At 60.9% G+C, this 20,489-nt stretch carries 20 protein-coding genes and 1 pseudogene; 11 read left to right on the forward strand and 10 right to left on the reverse strand.

Features of this window, described 5'->3' with window-relative positions; all coding sequences use genetic code 11:
• Positions 1–52: 52 nt before the first annotated feature.
• Positions 53–1,081 carry an LLM class flavin-dependent oxidoreductase gene (locus PH605_RS06150; RefSeq protein WP_142844683.1) on the reverse strand — a complete coding sequence of 343 codons (1,029 nt, stop codon included), beginning with the start codon at positions 1,079–1,081 and terminating at the stop codon, positions 53–55.
• Positions 1,082–1,518: 437 nt separating this feature from the next.
• Here PH605_RS06150 and PH605_RS06155 point away from each other — a divergent pair, with 437 nt between their 5' ends.
• The 3 genes from PH605_RS06155 (at position 1,519) to PH605_RS06165 (ending at position 4,983) form a co-directional block, all read left to right on the forward strand.
• Positions 1,519–2,667, forward strand: coding sequence for a mandelate racemase family protein (locus PH605_RS06155; RefSeq protein WP_065657151.1), 1,149 nt, complete (start codon positions 1,519–1,521; stop codon positions 2,665–2,667).
• A 6-nt stretch (positions 2,668–2,673) separates the two neighbouring features.
• A complete protein-coding gene (locus tag PH605_RS06160; RefSeq protein ID WP_142844684.1) occupies positions 2,674–3,303 on the forward strand; it encodes an SGNH/GDSL hydrolase family protein in 630 nt (209 codons plus the stop codon).
• A gap of 81 nt (positions 3,304–3,384) precedes the next feature.
• On the forward strand, positions 3,385–4,983 hold the full coding sequence (locus tag PH605_RS06165; RefSeq protein WP_142844685.1) for an ABC transporter substrate-binding protein: 1,599 nt from the start codon (positions 3,385–3,387) through the stop codon (positions 4,981–4,983).
• Between the two features lie 386 nt (positions 4,984–5,369).
• Here the strand turns inward: PH605_RS06165 and PH605_RS06170 are convergent, their stop codons facing one another.
• Genes PH605_RS06170 through PH605_RS06185 form a run of 4 tightly spaced genes read right to left on the reverse strand, consistent with a single transcriptional unit; the run spans position 5,370 to position 8,878 of the window.
• Positions 5,370–6,128 carry an ABC transporter ATP-binding protein gene (locus tag PH605_RS06170; protein ID WP_065657148.1) on the reverse strand — a complete coding sequence of 253 codons (759 nt, stop codon included), beginning with the start codon at positions 6,126–6,128 and terminating at the stop codon, positions 5,370–5,372.
• Entirely contained in the window at positions 6,128–6,964 is an 837-nt protein-coding gene (locus tag PH605_RS06175; protein WP_065657147.1) for an ABC transporter ATP-binding protein, read from the reverse strand. The genes PH605_RS06170 and PH605_RS06175 overlap by 1 nt, the downstream gene beginning before the upstream one ends.
• Positions 6,965–6,968: 4 nt before the next feature.
• Complete coding sequence (locus PH605_RS06180; RefSeq protein ID WP_142844686.1) at positions 6,969–7,856, reverse strand: ABC transporter permease; 888 nt, start codon at positions 7,854–7,856, stop codon at positions 6,969–6,971.
• Complete coding sequence (locus PH605_RS06185) at positions 7,856–8,878, reverse strand: ABC transporter permease (RefSeq protein WP_142844687.1); 1,023 nt, start codon at positions 8,876–8,878, stop codon at positions 7,856–7,858. The genes PH605_RS06180 and PH605_RS06185 overlap by 1 nt, the downstream gene beginning before the upstream one ends.
• Positions 8,879–9,187: 309 nt before the next feature.
• Here PH605_RS06185 and PH605_RS06190 point away from each other — a divergent pair.
• Positions 9,188–9,372: pseudogene (locus PH605_RS06190) on the forward strand (LysE family translocator); the annotation flags it as partial.
• Between the two features lie 50 nt (positions 9,373–9,422).
• Here the strand turns inward: PH605_RS06190 and PH605_RS06195 are convergent.
• Together PH605_RS06195 and PH605_RS06200 are read right to left on the reverse strand one after the other, a co-directional pair.
• The gene (locus PH605_RS06195; protein ID WP_035261197.1) at positions 9,423–10,154 is read right to left on the reverse strand and encodes a FadR/GntR family transcriptional regulator; all 732 of its coding nucleotides are present in this window, start codon (positions 10,152–10,154) and stop codon (positions 9,423–9,425) included.
• Between the two features lie 96 nt (positions 10,155–10,250).
• Complete coding sequence (locus PH605_RS06200) at positions 10,251–11,237, reverse strand: GlxA family transcriptional regulator (RefSeq protein WP_142844788.1); 987 nt, start codon at positions 11,235–11,237, stop codon at positions 10,251–10,253.
• 130 nt (positions 11,238–11,367) lie between these two features.
• On the opposite strand from PH605_RS06200, the gene PH605_RS06205 reads away from it, so the two are divergent.
• The 7 genes from PH605_RS06205 to PH605_RS06235 all read left to right on the forward strand — a co-directional run bounded on the left by PH605_RS06205 (position 11,368) and on the right by PH605_RS06235 (position 16,261).
• Positions 11,368–12,195, forward strand: a complete 828-nt coding sequence (locus PH605_RS06205) for an alpha/beta fold hydrolase (protein ID WP_065657145.1) — start codon at positions 11,368–11,370, stop codon at positions 12,193–12,195.
• A 26-nt stretch (positions 12,196–12,221) separates the two neighbouring features.
• Positions 12,222–13,013: an SDR family NAD(P)-dependent oxidoreductase gene (locus tag PH605_RS06210; protein ID WP_142844688.1), complete on the forward strand. Its 792-nt coding sequence runs from the start codon at positions 12,222–12,224 to the stop codon at positions 13,011–13,013.
• Positions 13,014–13,026: 13 nt separating this feature from the next.
• Positions 13,027–13,512 (forward strand): hypothetical protein, encoded by a 486-nt coding sequence (locus PH605_RS06215; protein ID WP_003524730.1) that lies wholly within the window; start codon positions 13,027–13,029, stop codon positions 13,510–13,512.
• Between the two features lie 265 nt (positions 13,513–13,777).
• The gene (gene blh, locus PH605_RS06220) at positions 13,778–15,073 is read left to right on the forward strand and encodes a bifunctional sulfur transferase/dioxygenase Blh (protein ID WP_142844689.1); all 1,296 of its coding nucleotides are present in this window, start codon (positions 13,778–13,780) and stop codon (positions 15,071–15,073) included.
• Positions 15,067–15,423, forward strand: a complete 357-nt coding sequence (bigR, locus tag PH605_RS06225; RefSeq protein ID WP_078053453.1) for a sulfite-sensing transcriptional repressor BigR — start codon at positions 15,067–15,069, stop codon at positions 15,421–15,423. Before blh ends, bigR begins: the two co-directional genes overlap by 7 nt.
• Positions 15,420–15,827 (forward strand): YeeE/YedE family protein, encoded by a 408-nt coding sequence (locus PH605_RS06230; RefSeq protein ID WP_142844690.1) that lies wholly within the window; start codon positions 15,420–15,422, stop codon positions 15,825–15,827. Before bigR ends, PH605_RS06230 begins: the two co-directional genes overlap by 4 nt.
• Entirely contained in the window at positions 15,824–16,261 is a 438-nt protein-coding gene (locus PH605_RS06235) for a YeeE/YedE family protein (protein ID WP_078053452.1), read from the forward strand. The genes PH605_RS06230 and PH605_RS06235 overlap by 4 nt, the downstream gene beginning before the upstream one ends.
• A 74-nt stretch (positions 16,262–16,335) precedes the next feature.
• Here PH605_RS06235 and gpmI read toward each other — a convergent pair whose 3' ends face one another.
• The 3 genes from gpmI to PH605_RS06250 form a co-directional block, all read right to left on the reverse strand.
• A complete protein-coding gene (gene gpmI / locus PH605_RS06240) occupies positions 16,336–17,853 on the reverse strand; it encodes a 2,3-bisphosphoglycerate-independent phosphoglycerate mutase (RefSeq protein WP_080857374.1) in 1,518 nt (505 codons plus the stop codon).
• A 347-nt stretch (positions 17,854–18,200) separates the two neighbouring features.
• The gene (locus tag PH605_RS06245) at positions 18,201–19,472 is read right to left on the reverse strand and encodes a dihydrolipoamide acetyltransferase family protein (protein ID WP_142844691.1); all 1,272 of its coding nucleotides are present in this window, start codon (positions 19,470–19,472) and stop codon (positions 18,201–18,203) included.
• A gap of 2 nt (positions 19,473–19,474) precedes the next feature.
• Positions 19,475–20,488 carry an alpha-ketoacid dehydrogenase subunit beta gene (locus PH605_RS06250; RefSeq protein ID WP_142844692.1) on the reverse strand — a complete coding sequence of 338 codons (1,014 nt, stop codon included), beginning with the start codon at positions 20,486–20,488 and terminating at the stop codon, positions 19,475–19,477.
• Position 20,489: the final 1 nt, after the last annotated feature.

The raw sequence follows: 20,489 nt of genomic DNA on the forward strand, positions 1-20,489 counted from the left end.
GTCGATCTCCCGCCCCTCCCGCATGAGGCGGGAATGGCGGGAACGGAACATATTATTGGCCCGTCGCCACTTTCAAAACCGGCTGCCCGCCTGAGAGCTGCGGCAGGACGGAGGCGAAATCCGTGACGATCTGGCGATAATCTTCCGGCTGGAATTCATAGGGCAGTTCGAGGCGGAATTCCGAGACGTGCGGCAGAACGGGATCGCGCGACAGTCTCTCCAGAATTTCGTCCGTCGTTCCAACGATATCGGGCAGGAAAAGCGTGCGGCGCGCGCCATGCGGCGTGGTCGTGCGCTTGTCACGCTCGGCGGCGAATTCCTTGTAACGGCGGCGGGTCGCGGGGCTCGCGCTATCGGTCGGCAGGATCACGCGGCCAAGAGCGACACGCGGCTGGCGCTCATGCGCCCATTCCTGCCGGAAGCGGCTGACCAGCGCCGCCTGCGCGGTCAGAAAATCATCGGTATTTTCGCCGCTGACGATATTGCCCGTCAGAAGATTGAAGCCTGCCTTCCCCGCCCAAAGCGCGGAATTCTGCGATCCACCGCCATACCATAGCCGGTCCGTCAGCCCCCTGGCGACTGGACGCAGGCGCGGCACCTGCGCGCCGGCCGCATTACCCGCTTCCGTCTCGCTGGATAGCGGTTCCGACCGCAGGGCCCTTGCCAGCTTTTCGGCGCGGGCATGGCTGTAATCGGCATCGGGAACCGTATCGACATAATCCGAAATAAGATGGGCGAAGGGTGGCGCGCCCACCGAAACCCCGACATTCAACCGCCCGCGCGACAGGACATCCACGGTGGCCAGATCTTCCGCCAGCCTGAAGGGATTTTCGTAACCAAGCTGAATGACGGCGGTGCCGAGGCCGATCCGTTTCGTGCGCTGCGATGCCGCCGCGAGGAAAGTCGCCGCCGATGACACGCCCCGTTCCAGATGGCGCTGGCGAACCCAGGCGCTGTGATAACCCAGCGCCTCTCCGGTTTCGAAAAGCCGCAGGGTTTCTTCCAGCCCTCGTGCCGGATCGTCGTCCTGATAATTGCCGGGAACGAGAAAGGCAAATTGGGAGATATGGGAAAGAGGCATGGCTGTACATCCGGAAATGACTGTTGAAGCTCAGCAGCGCAGATGCAGCCATCCCCGTTCCGGACAGCCGTTCAATGCGGCGCATACCCATGTAGAATGCATGATGACAGGCACGGCTGGCACGGCATGTTCGTTTATAGTCCCGGCCTTTGTTGAAAGATCATTGCGCGATTCAATAGTCTACTAAAATTATGGATTACCACCCCTCCTTTGGAATAGGCCGCGCTCACGCCTCCCGCTGGACCTTCTTCTCCGAATGGCAAGATATCCCTCAGTCGCCCTCTCACATTGAAGAGCTGTGCAACACGATGCGCAAATGGCCTTGATTTTCCGCACCAACATGTAATACAGATTATCATACATGTTGACAAATAACACATACATGTATGACATTGCAGCAATCACAAACGCTGCCATACCTGCATGAGGGAGGAATTATGATCATCACCGACGTCGAGGTCCGTGTTTTCCGCACGACGACCCGTCGCCACTCGGACAGCGCCGGTCACGCGCATCCGGGGCCGGCGCATCAGGTGGAACAGGCCATGCTGACCATCCGCACGGAAGATGGACAGGAAGGCCACTCCTTCACCGCGCCGGAGATCGTTCGCCCGCATGTCATCGAAAAATTCGTCAAGAAAGTCCTGATCGGCGAGGACCATCGCGACCGGGAACGACTGTGGCAGGACCTTGCCCATTGGCAGCGTGGTTCGGCCGCGCAGCTGACCGACCGCACATTGGCGGTGGTGGACTGCGCGCTTTGGGACCTTGCCGGCCGCTCGCTCAACCAACCTGTATACAAGTTGATCGGCGGTTATCGCGACAAAGTGCTGGCCTATGGCTCCATCATGTGCGGCGACGAGCTTGAAGGCGGGCTGGCGACTCCGGAAGATTACGGCCGCTTTGCCGAAACACTCGTTAAGCGCGGCTATAAGGGCATCAAGCTGCACACATGGATGCCCCCGGTCAGCTGGGCGCCGGATGTGAAGATGGACCTCAAGGCCTGCGCGGCCGTGCGCGAGGCGGTCGGCCCCGATATTCGCCTGATGATCGACGCCTTCCACTGGTATTCCCGCACCGATGCGCTGGCGCTTGGGCGTGGCCTCGAAAAACTCGGCTTCGACTGGATCGAAGAGCCGATGGATGAGCAATCTCTGTCCTCCTACAAATGGCTTTCCGACAATCTCGATATCCCGGTCGTCGGCCCCGAAAGTGCGGCCGGCAAGCACTGGCACCGGGCCGAATGGATCAAATCCGGCGCCTGCGATATTCTGCGCACCGGCGTCAACGATGTCGGCGGCATCACCCCGGCGCTGAAGACCATGCATCTGGCTGAAGCCTTCGGCATGGAATGCGAGGTGCATGGCAATACCGCCATGAACCTTCATGTTGTCGCCGCCACCAAGAATTGCCGCTGGTATGAGCGCGGCCTGTTGCACCCCTTCCTCGAATATGATGACGGCCACGATTATCTGAAATCGCTGTCGGACCCGATGGATCGCGACGGCTTCGTGCATGTCCCTGACCGGCCGGGCCTTGGCGAGGACATCGATTTTACCTTCATCGACAACAATCGGGTGAGGTAAGGGGCGATGAAAACGGTGCTCGCCTTCGGAGACAGCCTCACCTGGGGCGCGGACCCGGCAACGGGTCTGCGGCACCCCGCCGAACACCGCTGGCCGGAGGTGCTGGAGGCGGAGCTTTCCGGAAAGGCGAAGGTTCATCCGGAAGGGCTTGGCGGGCGCACCACCTGCTACGATGACCATGCCGGCCCGGCCTGCCGCAATGGCGCGCGGGCGCTTGAAGTCGCGTTGTCCTGCCACATGCCACTCGATCTCGTCATCGTCATGCTCGGCACCAACGATATCAAACCGGTGCATGGCGGGCGTGCGGAAGCCGCTGTTTCCGGCATGCGGCGGCTGGCGCAGATTGTCGAGACCTTCATTTACAAACCGCGTGAGGCCGTTCCAAAACTGCTGATCGTCTCCCCGCCGCCCTGCGTCGCGGGCCCCGGCGGAGAGCCCGCGGGTGGGCGGGACATCGGGCAATCGCTCAGGCTTGCGCCGCTTTACCGCAAACTCGCCGCCGAACTTGGACATGCCTTTTTCGATGCCGGGTCGGTTGCCAGCGCCTCACCGGTGGATGGCGTGCATCTGGACGCGCCGGCAACGGCGGCAATCGGCCGGGCGCTAGCAGCTCCGGTCAGAGAGATTCTTGGCTGATCCTGCGACGCCCGAGGAGGAACCGGGCGTGTGGATCAAAACGTGGAAAGGCCGTATGAACCGGCCGTATTGGGAGGAAAGATGAAACATTTTCTTGCAACCGCAGCACTTGGCGCCCTGCTGATCGGCGCCATGCCGCTCAGCGCCTTTGCCGAAACGCCGAAGGACCAGCTCATCGTCGCCACGACCATGAGCAATATCCTCACCCTCGATCCCGCCGCCATTACCGGCCGCGAGACCGTGCAGGTGCTGAACAATGTCTATGACACGCTGGTCGTGCTTTCCCCGAAAGATCGCAGCGTTCAGCCTCGCATTGCCGAACGCTGGGAGATTGCCGAAGACCGGAAATCCATTCGTTTCCATCTGCGCGCCGATGCCAAATTCGCTTCCGGCAATGCCGTGACGGCAAAGGACGTGGCGTGGAGCCTAAAGCGGCTGCTTGCCCGCAACCTGGCGCAATCCTCCTTCCTGAAAACCCGCGGCTTCAAGCTGGAAGAGGCCGACAAGCTCTTCGTTGCCGAAAACGACCAGACCTTCGTGCTGAATATCCCGAAGCCCGACGATCCCAACCTTCTGCTGATGATCCTTGCGCAGAACGGCCCCGGCTCGATCATCGACAGCAAGACGGCGCTTGAGAACGAGAAGGACGGCGATCTGGGCGGCGCATGGCTGACGCTGAATTCCGCCGGCTCCGGCCCCTTCAAGCTGACGCAGTGGAAATCCAACGAATATATCATCCTCACCCGCAACGACGATTATTGGGGTGAGAAGGCAAAAATGAAGCGCATCCTGATGCGCCATCTGCCGGAATCGCAATCGCAGCGGCTGATGCTGGAAAAAGGCGATATCGACGTTGCCTATTCCCTTCAGGCCCCGGACCTCAAATCGCTTGAGGCCGACAAGGCCGTCACCATCGAATCCACACCCGGCTCCGGTTTTTATTACCTCAGCGTTTCGATGAAGGATGAGCGCTTCGCCAACAAGAAGGTGCGCGAGGCCCTGCGCTACCTGATCGACTACGACGGTCTCGACAAGGCGGTCATGCCCTATTACGGCAAGCTGCATCAGCGCTACCTCAGCACTGGCGTCATGGGCACGCTGCCGGATCAGGGCTACAAGCTCGACATCGAAAAAGCCAAGGCGCTTCTGGCCGAGGCCGGTTATCCTAACGGTTTCAAGACCACGCTGCGCGTGCTTTCGGAAGACCCCTTCATGAAGGCGGCAACGGCGATCCAGAACACGCTGGCGCAGGCCGGCATTCAAGCCGAGCTGATCAGCGGCTCCGGCGACCAGATCTATGGCGCCATGCGCGAGCGGAATTTCGAACTGCTGCTCGGCCGCGGCGGCGGCGGCCAGCAGCCGCACCCGGACAACAACCTGCGCTCCATCGCCTATAATCCCAACAATGCCGATGATGCCAAGCTCACCAATTACCAGAGCTGGCGCACCAGCTTCTTCGATGAGAAGCTGAACAAGATGATCGAGGCAGCGCTTGTCGAGCGCGACGCGGCGAAACAGACGAAGCTTTATGAGGAGCTGCAGGGCTATATGGACGAGATCGTCATGTCCATTCAGCCCTTCTCCGAAGTCATCGACACCGCCGCCTTCCGCAGTGACGTCAAGGGCATGATCGTCAGCCCCTGGCTTTCGCGGTTTGAAGAGGTGAGCAAGGAGCGGTAATTCGCCGACACAGCGGTTACTCAGGAAAAGGCGCGGCTAACACCGCGCCTTTTTGCTGTAACAAAGCCCCACTTAGCCAATGTGTCAGGCGCAAGCGAAGCCTCCTCACTCCGTCACCCCGGACTAGATCCGGGGTCTAGTGCGATCAAGTCCTTGATCGCGTAAGACTCCTCTCACGGCGCAGACGCGCCGTGGCTGGATGCCGGATCTAGTCCGGCATGACGGAAGGCGGGTCTCGCACTATGTCAGTAGCCTATGCGTAATTGGCGGCCCGCCATCCCCGCCGTAGCCATTCCAAAAAAATGCCCGGCAGGGAGGCCGGGCAAGGAAGGAGGATGTTATTATCCGTGACGTCCCGGAGGAGGACGGTCACGGTCTTGGAGCCGTCACGCGCCTTCATATTCCAGCGAGGCGCCGATCAGTTCGCGCGCATAGGGATGCGTCGCGCCATTGCCGGCGATAGCCTCGCGCGGCAGAATTTCGGTGATTTCACCACGCAGCATCACCGCGAAGCGGTCGCACATGTGATCGACGACGGCGAGATCGTGAGTCACCATGATATAGGTGAAGCCACGCTCTTCCCGCAGGCGCTGGAGGAGATTGAGGATTTCCGCCTGCACCGAGACATCGAGCGCAGACGTCGGCTCGTCTAGCAGCAGCAGCGACGGTTCGAGGATCAGCGCCCGGGCAATCGCCACGCGCTGCCGCTGGCCACCGGAAAGCTGATGCGGGAAGCGGTCGAGGAAAGAGATGGGCAGTCCGACATCCGTGATGACCTTGCGCATCCGCTCTTCCCGGTCGCCGAGCTTATGGATCGCAAGCGATTCCGAAAGCACGGTGCGCACGGACTGGCGCGGATGCAGCGATCCGTAGGGGTCCTGAAACACCATTTGCAGCATGCGGCACCGCTCGATCAGCGGCATATCGCGCACCGACCTGCCGTCGATGAGGATATCGCCGGTCCAGAAATCGTTGAGCATGGAGACGCAGCGAAGCACGGTGGATTTGCCCGATCCGCTTTCGCCGACCAGCCCGAAGCACTCGCCCGGCTCGACGCGGAAGGATACGGAAGGCAGCACTTTCAGCGCCGTATGGCCGCTGCCGAAGGTGATGGAGAGATCGCGAGTTTCAACGGAAACGGCCATTATACGTTCTCCTCCAGCCATTCGGGGCGGCGATCGAGCACCGCAAGCGGCGCACGCGAGCCGCCGATACGCGGCTGCGCCGCCAGCAGGCCGCGCGTATAGGGGTGCTGCGCCTGATCGAGATCGCGTGCGGCGAGCGTTTCCACCACCCGGCCGGAATACATGATGAGCACACGGTCGCAGAAATTCCGCACGAGATTAAGGTCGTGGCTGATCATGATGAGGCCGATGCCGCGATCACGCACGAGACCGTCGAGAATATTCAGCACCTGCAGCCGCACCGTCACATCGAGCGCCGAGGTCGGCTCATCGGCGATGACGAGATCGGGATCGGCAAGCAGCATCATGGCGATCATGACACGCTGGCCCATGCCGCCGGAAATCTCATGCGGATATTGTTCGTAAACACGGGCGGCATCGCGGATTTTCACCGCATCGAGCATGGCCAGCGCCTTTTCCCGGGCCTCGGCTTTCGAAGCCTTGAAGTGGCGCAGATAAGTCTCCGTCACCTGGTCGCCGACCCGGCGGATGGGGTTGAGGGAGAATTTCGGATCCTGAAGGATCATCGACATGCGCCGGCCGCGAACCTTCAACATCTCCTTCTCATCAAGCGAGAGAAGATCGAGACCATCGAAATCCAGCCTGTCGGCGGTGATCGTCGCCGACGGCAGGAGGCGCAGCAGGGCGCGACCGACGGTGGATTTGCCCGAGCCGCTTTCACCGACGATGCCGAGCCGTTCCCGGCCAAGGGTGAAGGAGATGCCGCGCACCGCCTCAGTCGGCGAGCCGCCATAACGGATACGGAGATTTTCGACGTCGAGGATTGGTTTTTCCATGGCCCTATCTCCGGTTCATCTGCTTCGGATCGAGCGCATCCCGCAGGCCGTCGCCGAGGAGATTGAAGGCGAGGCTGACGGAGAGGATCGCAATGCCGGGGAAGGTGACGAGCCACCAGCTATCCAGCATGTAACGCCGGCCGGTGGCGATCATCGCCCCCCATTCCGGCAGCGGCGGTTGCGCGCCGAGGCCGAGGAAGCCGAGGCCGGCGGCGGTGAGGATGACGGTCGCCATGTTTAGCGTCAGGCGGATGAGGACCGAGGGCAGGCACATGGGCATGATCGACTTGACGATGATGCGCAGCGTCGATGCGCCCTGAAGCCGCGCGGCGGCAATATAATCCGCCTTGCGAAAAGTCATGGCTTCGGCGCGGGCAAGGCGCGCAATCGGCGGCCAGGAGGTGAGTGCAATGGCGATGATCGCATTGTTGAGGCTCGGGCCGAGCGCTGCGACGAAGGCGAGCGACAGGATGAGGCTCGGGAAGGACAGGAAGATATCCGTGATGCGCATCATCACCGTATCGAACTTGCCGCCGAGATAACCGGAGGCCGTGCCGACCAGAAGGCCAACGGGACCGACGATGATCGAGACCAGCGAGATGATGGTGAGTGTGATGCGTGCGCCCCAGAGAAGGCGGCTGTAGATATCGCGCCCCAACTCGTCCGTGCCGAAGACGTGGCCATTACCCGGAGCCTTCAGCGTATTGGCGAGATCCTGCGCGTAGGGGTCATGCGTCGCAAGCCAGGGCGCGAAAATCGCAGCGATGACCAGAAGCAGCAGCACAGCCAAACCGAAGGCCGATGTCGGGCTTTTCAGGAGGAAAACCACGATGTTCTTCAGCGCATTCAAGGGCACCGGAAGGCGGAAGGAGGTTTCTGTACGGGCCGTCATCAGCGGGTCCTCGGATCGAAAAAGCGGTAGAGAATGTCGGACAGGAGATTGAGCCCGATAAAGATGACGCCAACGATAAGCACGCAGGTCATCACGGCATTCATGTCGCCGATAATAAGATTGCTGGTGAGATATTGCCCGAAACCCGGCCAGGCGAAGACGGTCTCGATGAGAACCGCCCCTTCCAGCAGCGAGCCGTAAGCAAGCGCAATGATGGTGACGAGCTGCACGCGGATATTACCGAAAGCATGCAGCCACACCGTCTGCCGCTGCGACAGGCCTTTAACGCGAGCGGTCGTCACATATTCCTGGCCCAGCTGGTCCAGCATGAAGCTGCGCGTCATGCGGGTGATATAGGCCGAGGAGGAATAACCGAGCAAAGCGGCGGGAAGGATGAGGTGGTTGATGGCCGACCAGAAGACCTCCATATCGCCCGCAAGCAGGCTGTCGATGAGCAGAAAGCCCGTCCGCTCCTCGACCAGACCGATATAGAACTGGTCCATGCGTCCACCGCCGCCGACAAGGCCGAGATGGGCGTAAAAAACGATCAGCGCGATCATGCCAGTCCAGAAGATCGGCATGGAATGGCCGAACAGGCTGAGCACCCGCACCAGATGATCCTGCCAGCGGTCTTTATTGACGGCGGCATAAACGCCCATGGGAATGCCGAGGCCGGCGCCGATCAGGATCGCGAAGGTCGCCAGCTCCATCGTCGCCGGCATGACCCTGATGATGTCTTCGATGACCGGACGCCCGGTGCGGATCGAGGTTCCGAAATCGCCGGTGAACACGTCTCCCAGATAATAGAAGAACTGTTGCCACAGCGGACGGTCGAAACCGAGCGCGTGATAGACCTGTTCATAGGTTTCGCGCGTCGCATCCTCGCCTACGATCGCCCGCACGGGATCGGCGGGCATCAGGCGGCCGATAAAAAAGGTCAGCAGCAGCAATCCAAGCAGCGTAACCGCAATACTTCCGATGTGGCCGGACAGGCCATATAGCGAAAGGCGTCTTTTTGACATGATTCCTCCCTTGCCAGAGATCGACCGCGCAAGTGACCAGGGCGCAATCCTGTCTGACAACTATCGGCAAGTTGTCACAGGTGTTGGAGACTGTCAAGCGCATGCCAGCGAAATCCGTATTGGACGAGGTTCCGAAATATGTGTCCGGGGTGGAATTTCGGACGGGACTCACCCCGCTTTCGTTTTTTTGGGGAAAAGGGCCTGCGTTGCCGCAACCGCAAAAGCCTGTATTCTCGGCCTTGCGGAATGCGCCGATACCTGTCCCTGGCTATGATACCAATAAGGTGCGTACTTCAGGGGGAGGAAAATATGGCTGACATGACGCTTCTGGCATTTGCCGTGGCCGCCATTATCGGAATTGCAACACCCGGCCCCACCCTTTGCTGGCGCTTGCCAATGGCTGGAGATTCGGAATACGCCGCGCCATGATCGGCATGGCCGGCGCTGCTCTCTCGGGTTTCATCCTGGTCGGCGCGGTTGCATTGGGATTGGGCTGGCCTTCTATCGGCGGGCAACTGCGTAAACCATTGATATATGGTCGGGATCACTCCACCGCTGTGCGGGAGCGCAGAAGCACCTTGTAGCGCTCAAGGCTGCCGCGCAGATGCGCCGCCATATATTGGCGGGCGGCATCGGCATCGCCTTCGATGATGGCGTCAACGATCTTCGCATGCTCCTCCTGGAGATGCAGGTTGTAGTCCTTCGGACGCGACCCGGGCGCCGCACCCTGCAATTCGCCGCGGGGAATGATGCCGGAGCGAATGAGCTGAAGAAACTCTGGAAACCGCCTGTTCTGCGTCGCCTGTGCAATGGCCAGATGGAACTCGAAATCGGCGTCCCGCGTCGGCAGGCCGGCGGCGAGACAATCACCAACGCGCCGATGCGCATCCACAATCGCCTCCACCTGCACGGCGGAACGGCGCGATGCCGCAAGCCCGGCGGATTCGACCTCGAAAACGGTGCGCAATTCCAGTAATTCGATCACCGAGGAAATTCGCCCGACGGCCAGATCGTTAAAGGGCAGCTCCTTGGCCGGTTTTACTTCGACAGCAAAAACACCCGCGCCCTTGCGCGCTTCAACAAGGCCATCGGCGCGCAGAATGGCGATGGCCTCGCGCACCACGGTTCGGCTGACGGAATATTCACGCGTCAGTTCGCTTTCGCTTGGAAGACGGTCGCCGGGGCGGAACACACCCTCCGACAGATCCCGCCGTAATGCCGAACTGATTTTCGCCGCGAGCGATACCCCCTGCTTCGTGCTGCTCTCAACGTCCATTCCGGCCCACCTGTTTTAAACTTGTCTGGCATGTTAGCAAACGTCCGCTACATTGCAAGGGCCGGGCCTGCGCACCACCGGGACGAATGGCCGCCCTCACGCTGCAGCCATGGCCGAACTGCTGGAAAAGCGGCTCCTATATTCACCCGGTGAGAGGCCAAGAATACGGTGAAACACCCGGCGAAAGGCGGCTGAATCCTCATAGCCCACCGACCAGGCGATCTGATCGACCGAACGGCGGGTGAATTCCAGCAATTCCCGCGCCTTGCCGACCCGCAGATGCTGAACATATTCGATGGGCTTCATGCCGGTGGCCGCCTTGAAGCGGCGCAGGAAGGTCCGCTCCTCCAGCCCGGCATGGCCGGCCATGTCGGTAACGCTCGTCGCCCGCCCGGCGCGGGCCTGCAGCCAGTGCTGCACCTTCAGGATCGGCTCATCGCCATGCGTCAGCCTTGGAGCAAAGCTGCTATAATGACGCTGTTCGCGCCCCGAAGGATCGATCAGCAGGAACTTTCCGGTCTCGATCATCACCGAAGGTCCGAGCAGTCGGTCGACGATGCGCAGGCCAAGATCGGTCCACGCCATCAACCCGCCAGCCGTGATGATATCGCCATCCTCGATGACGATCTTGTCGATCTCCAGCCGGATATCGGGAAAACGTTCGCGGAACCGCTCGGCAAACAACCAGTGGGTAGTGGCCGGGCGACCGGACAAAAGACCCGTCGCGGCGACAATGAAGGAACCGCCGCAACTGGCGGCGAGCGTCGCCCCCTGCGCATGGCGATCCAGCAGCCAGCGGGCGTAAGGCTCGGCTTCCGCGATTTCGGCCGGCCCGGTCAACCGGCCCGGCACAACGAAGATATCGGGATGCCCCGGCCCGCCGGGCTCGGTGTCATGACAGCGGGAAAATTCACCGCCTTCGCCCATGCTCCAGTGGCTGACCCGCAATTTAGGCCCGCCGCGATCCTGTGAAAATACCGACGCGATGGCGAAAAGATCGGTGATGCCATGCACCATGGCGATCTGACAGTCCCGATAGAGGACCAACCCCACTTCCAGCGCGCTTCCCGTTACACCTGCCATGCGCCCCACACCCCGTTTTGTCAGTTTCGGCTCGTTTTCTGTCAGAAGCGCCAATCCAGCCCCGGCGGCCTCCAGAGTATCTCTATTCCCACGGGACGCAAGCAAGCTCCCTGCAACAGGAGAGAGAGCCATGACAACGATCACCACCAGAGACGGAACGCATATTTTCTACAAGGACTGGGGCCGCAAAGACGGCCAGCCCATCATCTTCTCCCATGGCTGGCCGCTCAGCGCCGATACATGGGATGCGCAGATGGTGTTCTTCGCTAACAACGGTTTCCGCACCATCGCCCATGACCGGCGCAGCCACGGCCGCTCCGATCAGGTCTGGCATAACAATACCATGGATCAATATGCCGACGATCTGGCCGAGCTGATCGAACAGCTCGATCTTCACGACATCATTCTGGTCGGCCATTCCACCGGCGGCGGCGAGGTGACGCGTTATATCGGCCGCCATGGCACGGCCCGCGTCGCGAAAATCGCCCTCATCGGCGCGGTGCCGCCGCTGATGCTGAAGACGGAAAGCAATGCCATCGGCCTGCCGATCGATGTTTTTGACGGTATCCGCAAGGGCACCTATGACAATCGCAGCCAGTTCTTCAAGGATCTGACCATTCCCTTTTACGGCTACAACCGCGAAGGCGCCGTGATATCCGAAGGCATCCGCGAGGAATTCTGGCGGCAGGGCATGATGGGCGGCCTGAAAGGTCAGCTCGACAGTATTCGCGCCTTTTCGGAAAGCGATTTCCATCAGGACCTGAAGGCCTTCGACAAACCGACGCTGGTTCTGCACGGCGATGACGACCAGATCGTGCCGGTCGGCGCATCCGCGCTTTCCACGGTCAAAATCGTCAAACACGCGGTCCTCAAAATCTATGAAGGCGCCGACCATGGCCTGACGCAGACCCATCAGGACCGGTTCAACGCCGACCTTCTCGCCTTCATCAACGCCTGAAACCGCCGCACAAAGGAGACACGGACATGACACGGAATACATTTCTCATCACCGGCGCATCCGACGGCATCGGCGCGGTCTATGCCGAACGTCTGGCAAAACGCGGCCATGATCTCATTCTCGTGGCGCGGCGCGCCGAAAAGCTGAAGGCGCTCGCCGCACAGCTGGAAAAGGATCATCATATCGCAGTCGAGGTTCTCTCCGCCGATCTTTCCAGGGCGGAAGACCTCGAAAAGGTGGAGGCGCGGTTGCGTGAGGACCGGCGGATTACCGGCCTCGTCAACAATGCCGGCATTGCCGGCGAGGGCGCAATCACGGCGCTGGACCCGGCCTATGTGACGACGATGATCAACCTCAACATTCTTGCCGTCACCCGGCTCGCGGCAGCCATCGCACCGCGCCTTGCCGCCGATGGCAGGGGCACGATCATCAACATCACCCCGGTCACAGCTTTGATGCCGGCGGCGTTCACCGCCGTCTACCCGGCCACCAAGGCCTTCGTGCTTGCCTTCACCGAGGCGCTGCAGGCGCAGCTTTCACCCTCCGGCGTGCGGGTTCAGGCCGTCCTGCCGGGCATCACCCGCACGGCGATCTGGGAAGAGGAACGGCTCGATGCCATTCCGGCCGCCATGGTGATGGATGTTTACGACATGGTGGATGCGGCCCTTGCCGGTCTAGACCTCGGCGAAGCGCTGACCATTCCTTCCCTGCCGGATACGGCCGATCTTGAAAATTTCCTTGCGGCGCGCGCGGCGTTAAGGCCCAATCTGTCGCATGCACTTGCCGCCATCCGGTATCGTGCAGCCAAAACCGAATAGAGGGAGACGTATCATGATCCTCGGACTGACAATTCCCCAATTCACGGCATTGCATGTGGGCTTAAGCTTCATCGGCATTGCCACCGGACTGATCGCCCTGCCCGCTTATGCGGCGGGGCGGTGGATGCCCCGCATGATGGCGATTTTCCTCGTCACCACGCTCGCCACCACACTTACCGGCTTCCTGTTTCCAATCGGAAATTTCACACCGGCACTCGGCGTCGGCATCATTTCTACCCTCGTTCTGGCTATCGCACTGGTTGCGCTTTATGGATACGGTCTGAATGGCAGGGCGCGCATCATTTATACGATCACCGCCACGATCAGCCTTTATCTCAATATGTTCGTGTTGATCGTTCAGGCTTTTCTCAAGGTCGAAACACTCAACAACCTGGCGCCGAACGGCAATGAGCCACCCTTCGTGGTCGCCCAGACGGTTCTGCTTGTTGCAGCCATCTGTCTTGGCTGGAAGGCGACACGCCGCAGGCTCGCCGTCTGAAGCGAGCCTGAATTCGAACCGGTTTTCGCGAACATGCCTTGTGCCCCAATATTTCGGGCGCAAGGCATGTTTTTGCATGTCCGATACAGGCAATCTCCGCCCACCCGTCACAAAACGAAGAAATCCCGTGTCTAGGATTTCCTTCCGAACCTTTCCTGAAAATACGGCAGGAGACATTCGGAAACGAGGGCAGTCCGCGCCCTTGCAAACATACAATATACATTATATAATAATATATATTAAATTATTACAACAGGAGGTGCCGATGAATGCCGTGAAGATCAACGAGCGTCTGACAGTTGCGGGCCAGCCGATGATCGCCGATTTCCCATCGCTCTCCGCCCAGGGTTATAAAAGCATCATCAACGCCCGGCCTGATGCTGAAGAGCCCGGCCAGCCGGGCAATGCGCAGGAAAAAAGCGCCGCCAGCGCGGCGGGCATGGATTATGGTTTCATCCCGGTAAGCGGCCCTACTATTACCGAAGCCGATATCCGCGCCTTCCAGCAGAAAATGGCGGAAGCGGAAGGCCCTGTTTTTGCCCATTGCAAGGGCGGCGCCCGCGCGCTCACGCTTCATGTTCTCGGGGAAGCGCTGGATGGGCGCATCGAAAGAGACGATATCGAGGTTTTCGGCAAGGCGCATGGCTTTGACCTTTCCGGCGCCACCCGCTGGCTGGACAGGCGCGCTGCGGCGGTTCCGCACGTCAAGGCATTCTTCGATCCGCGCACATGGAGCGTGCAATATGTCGTGTCCGATCCCTCCACCGGGCGCTGCGCCATTATCGACCCGGTCTGTGATTTCGATGAGAAATCCGGCGCGACCGGAACGATGAATGCCGACGCCATTCTGGACTATGTAGAGAGCCAGGGTCTGTCGGTGGAATGGATTCTCGATACCCATCCGCATGCCGACCATTTTTCCGCCGCCCATTATCTGAAGCAGAAGACCGGCGCGCAGACGGCGATCGGCGCGAAAGTCACCGGCGTACAGAAGCTCTGGCAGGAGAAATATAACTGGCCGGATTTCAAAACCGACGGCTCGCAATGGGACCGGCTGTTCGAGGCGGGCGACAGGTTCAATATCGGCTCCCTTGAAGCGCGCGTGCTGTTTTCGCCCGGCCACACGCTCGCTTCCGTGACCTATGTGGTGGGTGATGCCGCCTTTGTGCACGATACGCTTTTCATGCCCGATTCCGGCACCGCGCGCGCCGATTTCCCCGGCGGTAGCGCCAGGGAACTCTGGGCGTCGATCCAGGACATTCTCGCCCTTCCCGACGAAACACGGCTTTTCACCGGCCACGATTATCAGCCCGGCGGCCGCGCGCCTAAATGGGAAACCACGGTCGGCGAACAGAAACGCAGCAATCCGCATCTTGCCGGCATGACGGAGGAGGGCTTCATCCGCCTCAGGGAAGCGCGGGATCGCACATTGCCGATGCCGAAGCTCATTCTCCACGCCCTGCAGGTCAATATTCGCGGCGGCCGCCTGCCGGAGCCGGAAGCGAATGGCAAACGTTACCTGAAATTCCCGCTCGACGTGCTGGAGGGCAGCATATGGTAAAGGAAAACGCGCTGGAAAAGCCCCGGCATATTGCAGAAATCCCTCTCCCCGCCATGGAAGAGCGGGCTGTCGAGGTCGCGCTGCTTCTGAAGACGCTTGCCCATCCTGCGCGGCTGATGCTCGCCTGCACGCTGGCGCAGGGGGAATTTTCCGTCGGCGAGCTGGAGGTCAAGCTGGATATTCGCCAGCCGACGCTTTCCCAGCAGCTGGGCGTCCTGCGGGAAGCCGGTGTGGTCGAAACCCGGCGCGACGCCAAGCAAATCTTCTACCAACTGAGCGAAGCGAAAGCGGCGCAACTGATAGAGGCCCTTTACACCATATTCTGCGCGCCGGAGGAGGAGACCCCGTGAGCCCCTATTGGCCCTCTCTTTTCGGCGGCATGCTGCTCGGTCTTGCCAGCATTCTGCTGTTTCTTTTCAACGGCCGCATTGCCGGCATCAGCGGGATAATGGGAAAAATGCTCGGCAGGGAGCGGCGTCTTGCCGATCTCGCCTTCGTCGCCGGCTTGCTGGCCGGGCCTTATATCCACGCCGCCGCATTCGGCCGGCTGCCTGCCGTCACCATAGTTTCACCATGGCCGCTCATCCTCATTGCCGGCCTGCTGGTGGGTTTTGGCACACGCATGGGCTCCGGCTGCACGTCCGGCCATGGCATCATGGGGCTGGCGCGATTTTCCCGGCGCTCCATCGCCGCGACCGCCACCTTCCTGATCACCGGCATTTGCGTCGCGACGATAGTGGGAGCCCTGTCATGAAAAATCCGGCCGTGGCGCGTGTTGTCCTGGCATTGGCCGCCGGAGCGCTGTTCGGCTTCGGCCTCTCGCTCTCCGGCATGGTCGATCCGGCCCGTGTTTCCGGTTTTCTCGACGTGGCGAGCGGCCATTGGGACCCGAGCCTGATGTTCGTTCTCGGCGGTGCCGTGATGGTCGCCGTGCCGGGTGTGCTGCTCAGCCGACGTCTCGCCAAACCGGTCCTCGCAGAGGATTTCAGCCTTCCAGTAAAAACCCGCATCGACCGGCCGCTCATAACAGGCTCGGCCATTTTCGGCGTCGGTTGGGGGCTTGCCGGTTTCTGCCCCGGCCCGGCACTATCGGCTCTCGCCCTCGGGCTTGTGCCGGTCGTTCTTTTCGTCAGCGCCATGATTGCCGGCATGCTGGTCCACGACCGCCTCTACGCAAAGCAGCCATAATGCAAACGCTGGTTCGGCGCGCGGGGAACGGGCCGTCGCGCGGGGCTGGAACGCTCCCGCGCGACTGCGTGTGATTAGAGGTCGATGAGGCTTTTGCCTGTCATTTCGGGCGGCAGCGGCACATTCATCAGTTGCAGCAGGGTGGGGGCGACATCGGCGAGAATGCCGTCATGCAGCTTCGCACCTTCCGGGCCACCGAAAAGGATCACCGGCACCGGATTGGTGGTGTGCGCCGTATGCGGGCCACCGGTCACCGGGTCGACCATGGTTTCGCAATTGCCGTGGTCGGCAATGACAAGCATAGCGCCACCCACTTTTTCGAGGGCGGCAACGACCGCACCAAGCCCACGATCCACGGCTTCACAGGCCTTGATTGCGGCCTGCAGATCGCCGGTATGGCCGACCATATCGGGGTTGGCGTAATTGGTGACGATCAGATCGTAACCCTTGCCGATTGCCTCAACGAATTTTTCCGTCACTTCCGGCGCGCTCATCTCCGGCTGCAGATCGTAGGTCGCAACCTTCGGGGATTTCGGCATGAAGCGGTCTTCGCCGACCTCCGGCTCTTCCTTGCCGCCATTCAGGAAGAAGGTGACATGCGGATATTTTTCCGTCTCGGCAAGGCGGAACTGCGTAAGCCCCTGCTTCGCCACCCATGCGCCCAGCGTATTGACGATATCGCGCTTGGGATAGGCCGTGGTCATGAAATCATTGTGCCGGGTGGAATATTCCACCATGCCGAGCAGCGCCGAAAGGACTGGCTTTTCGCGCGAAAAACCATCGAAATCGTCCGCCCCTATGGCAAGCAGGATTTCACGGGCACGGTCGGCGCGGAAATTCAGGCAGAACAGGCCGTCGCCGGCCTTGAAGCCCTCATAGCCGTCGATCACCGTCGGCAGGATGAATTCGTCGGTGACGTTGTTTTTGTAGCTCTGGGCAACGGCGCTCACCGCATCCCGCGCGTGTTCGCCTTTCGCCAGAACCATGGCGTCATAGGCTTTCTCGACGCGCTCCCAGCGATTGTCGCGATCCATCGCATAATAGCGGCCGATCACCGTGCCGATGCTTGCCCCCTGCGGCAGGCTTGCCACCAGCGCCGCCACAAAATCTTCAGCAGATTGCGGCGCGACATCGCGGCCGTCGGTGATGGCATGTACCACCACCTTCAGGCCGTGGCTGATCATCAGCTTCACCGCCGCCTGGCCGTGGAGGATATGGCCATGCACGCCGCCATCGGAAACGACGCACATCAGATGCGCCACACCACCCGCGGCCTTCACCGTGGCGGCGAAATCAAGCATCGCCGCATTGCGGAAAAAGCTGCCATCCTCGATAGCCAGATCGATCTGGCCGAGATCCATGGCGACGATGCGGCCGGCGCCGATATTGGTGTGGCCAACTTCGGAATTGCCCATCTGCCCGGTGGGCAGGCCGACATTCGGGCCGAAGGTGGTGAGCCTCGCATTCGGGCAGGTGGCGAAAAGCCGGTCCATGGTGGGCGTATTCGCCAGCACCGGCGCATTGCTGGAGGTGTCCTCGTTCAGCCCCCAGCCATCGAGAATAGTCAGGACAACGGGTTTGGGAGTGCTCATGGGAGGACCTTCTTCTTCATTCGGTTGCCGGCGGAGGGCGGACCGCCGGGCACCGGAGCGCCCTCTTCCGCCACTATGATCATGATGAGAAAACATGCTTCTCGTTCTTCTCTTCTATACCCGAAGATGACGAACGCAAGCCTATACCGACAGCGAAACAGTTCCGTGAAGGTCGAAAACGCGGGCTAAGAAATGCTGTCATGACACGAATACGCCCTCATTCCTGTGCTTGTCCCAGGAATCCAGCCGACGCGCGTCTGCGCGGTGGAGAGAGTCCTTTCAGCCCAAAGACTTGGGCTGGCTGGATCCCTGTGACGAGCACAGGGATGAGGGAGCACGGATCGCCTTCACTCGATGAAAATAAGCGCGGGCTTCTCCAGCAATGCCTTGACGGCCTGGATGAAGACTGCCGCATCCCACCCATCGACAACCCGGTGATCGAAGCTCGATGAGAGGTTCATCATCTTGCGCGGCACAAACCGCGTCCCGTCCCACACCGGACGCGTCATGATCTTGTTGACGCCGATGATCGCCACTTCGGGGTGATTGATGATGGGTGTCGAGACCACACCGCCCAAGGCTCCCAGCGAACTGATGGTGATGGTGGAGCCCATCAGCTCTTCCCGATGCGCCGTGCCGGTGCGGGCGGCTTCGGCGACGCGTGCGACTTCGTCCGCGCATTCCCAAAGACCGAGCGTTTCCGTGTGGCGCACGACCGGAACGGTGAGACCCGACGGCGTCTGCGTGGCGATGCCGATATGAACCGCTTCATAGTGGCTGACGACCCCTTTGTCGTCGTCAAAGGTGGCATTCATGCCGGGATGATCGGCAACGGCTTTCACCAGCGCGCGCATCAAAAACGGCAGGATCGTCAGCTTCGGTTGCCCGGAACGGCGATTGCCGTTCATGGTCGCGCGCAAATCCTCCAGATCGGTCACGTCGACTTCCTCGACATAGGTGATGTGGGGAATGCGGGAGGCGGAAAGCACCATCTTCTCGGCAATTTTGCGCCGCAGTCCAGTTATCTTCACTTCCTCGACGGCGCTATCGTGCGGCGCTACAGGTTCAGGGCGGTCCGGACGACCCCGTACCGTTAAAAACCCATCGAGATCGGCATGGGTGATATGCCCGTCCGGCCCCGTGCCCTTGACCTTGGTGAGATCAATATCGAGATCGTCGGCGCGCTGGCGAACGGCGGGAGACGCCAACGGTTTATGATGCGGTTCGGCGGCGGGCGCCGGCGGCGCCTCCTCGGGCTCTCGCGCCGTCGGCTGGGCTTCAACAGGTGGTGGCGTGTCCGTCATGTCGGCAGGCGCTTCCGTCATCTGGGTGGGCGCTTCCGCTTCCGGCACGCTGCCATTGGGAGCGGCGGCCGCGACATCGGTTTCGATGCGCAGGAGCGGCGCCTTCACAGGCACGGTATTTCCGACCGTCACGGCGAGCCAGGTGACGACCCCCGCCACCGGGGACGGGATTTCCACCGTCGCCTTGTCGGTCATCACCGCGGCCAGCACCATGTCCTCATGGACGAGATCGCCCGGTTTGACGTTCCATTCCACCAGTTCGGCTTCCGCCACACCTTCACCGACATCAGGCATCGTGAGAACAAATTCCGCCATAATCAGGCCTCCATGACTTCGACAAGGGCGCGCCCGACACGGGCAGGTCCCGGAAAATAGTCCCACTCCTGCGCATGCGGGTAAGGCGTATCCCAGCCCGCAACGCGGACGACGGGAGCCTCGAGGTGATAAAAACAATGTTCCTGCACCAGCGACACGACTTCGGCCCCGAAGCCGGAGGTCAACGTCGCCTCATGCACCACGACGCAGCGGCCGGTCTTGGAGACGGACTTCACGATGGTATCGAGATCGAGCGGCAGCAGGCTGCGCAGATCGATGATCTCGGCATCCACACCCGTCTCTTCCGCCGCCGCCAGCGCCACATGCACCATGGTGCCATAAGCGATGACGGTGACAGCGTTTCCGGGACGGCGTATCTCGGCCTTGCCGATGGGAATGGTGTAGTGCCCTTCCGGCACCTCCCCCATCTCGTGTTTGGACCAGGGCGTTACCGGCCGGTCGTGATGCCCGTCGAAGGGACCGTTATAAAGCCGCTTCGGCTCCAGAAACATCACCGGGTCGGGGTCTTCGATGGATGCGATCAGCAGCCCCTTGGCGTCATAAGGATTTGAAGGAACCACCACCTTCAACCCGCAGACATGGGTAAAAAGCGCTTCCGGGCTCTGGCTGTGCGTCTGCCCCCCAAAAATGCCCCCGCCGGTCGGCATTCTGAGAACGATGGGGCAGGTGAAATCGCCATTGGAGCGATAGCGGATACGCGCCGCCTCCTGGGTGATCTGGTCATAGGCGGGATACATGTAATCGGCGAACTGGATTTCGACGCAGGGGCGCAGGCCATAAGCCGCCATGCCGATGGCCGTGCCGACAATGCCGGACTCGCTGATCGGTGCATCGAAACAGCGGGTCTTGCCGTATTTTCCCTGTAGCCCCTGCGTGGCGCGGAACACGCCGCCGAAATAGCCCACATCCTCGCCGAACACCACGACCTCGTCGCTGCGCTCCATGGACACATCCATGGCGCTGCGGACGGCTTCAATCATCGTCATTCTTGCCATG

It is taken from the genome of Agrobacterium sp. CFBP 3001 (genome assembly GCF_027871605.1).
Lineage (GTDB): Bacteria > Pseudomonadota > Alphaproteobacteria > Rhizobiales > Rhizobiaceae > Agrobacterium > Agrobacterium leguminum.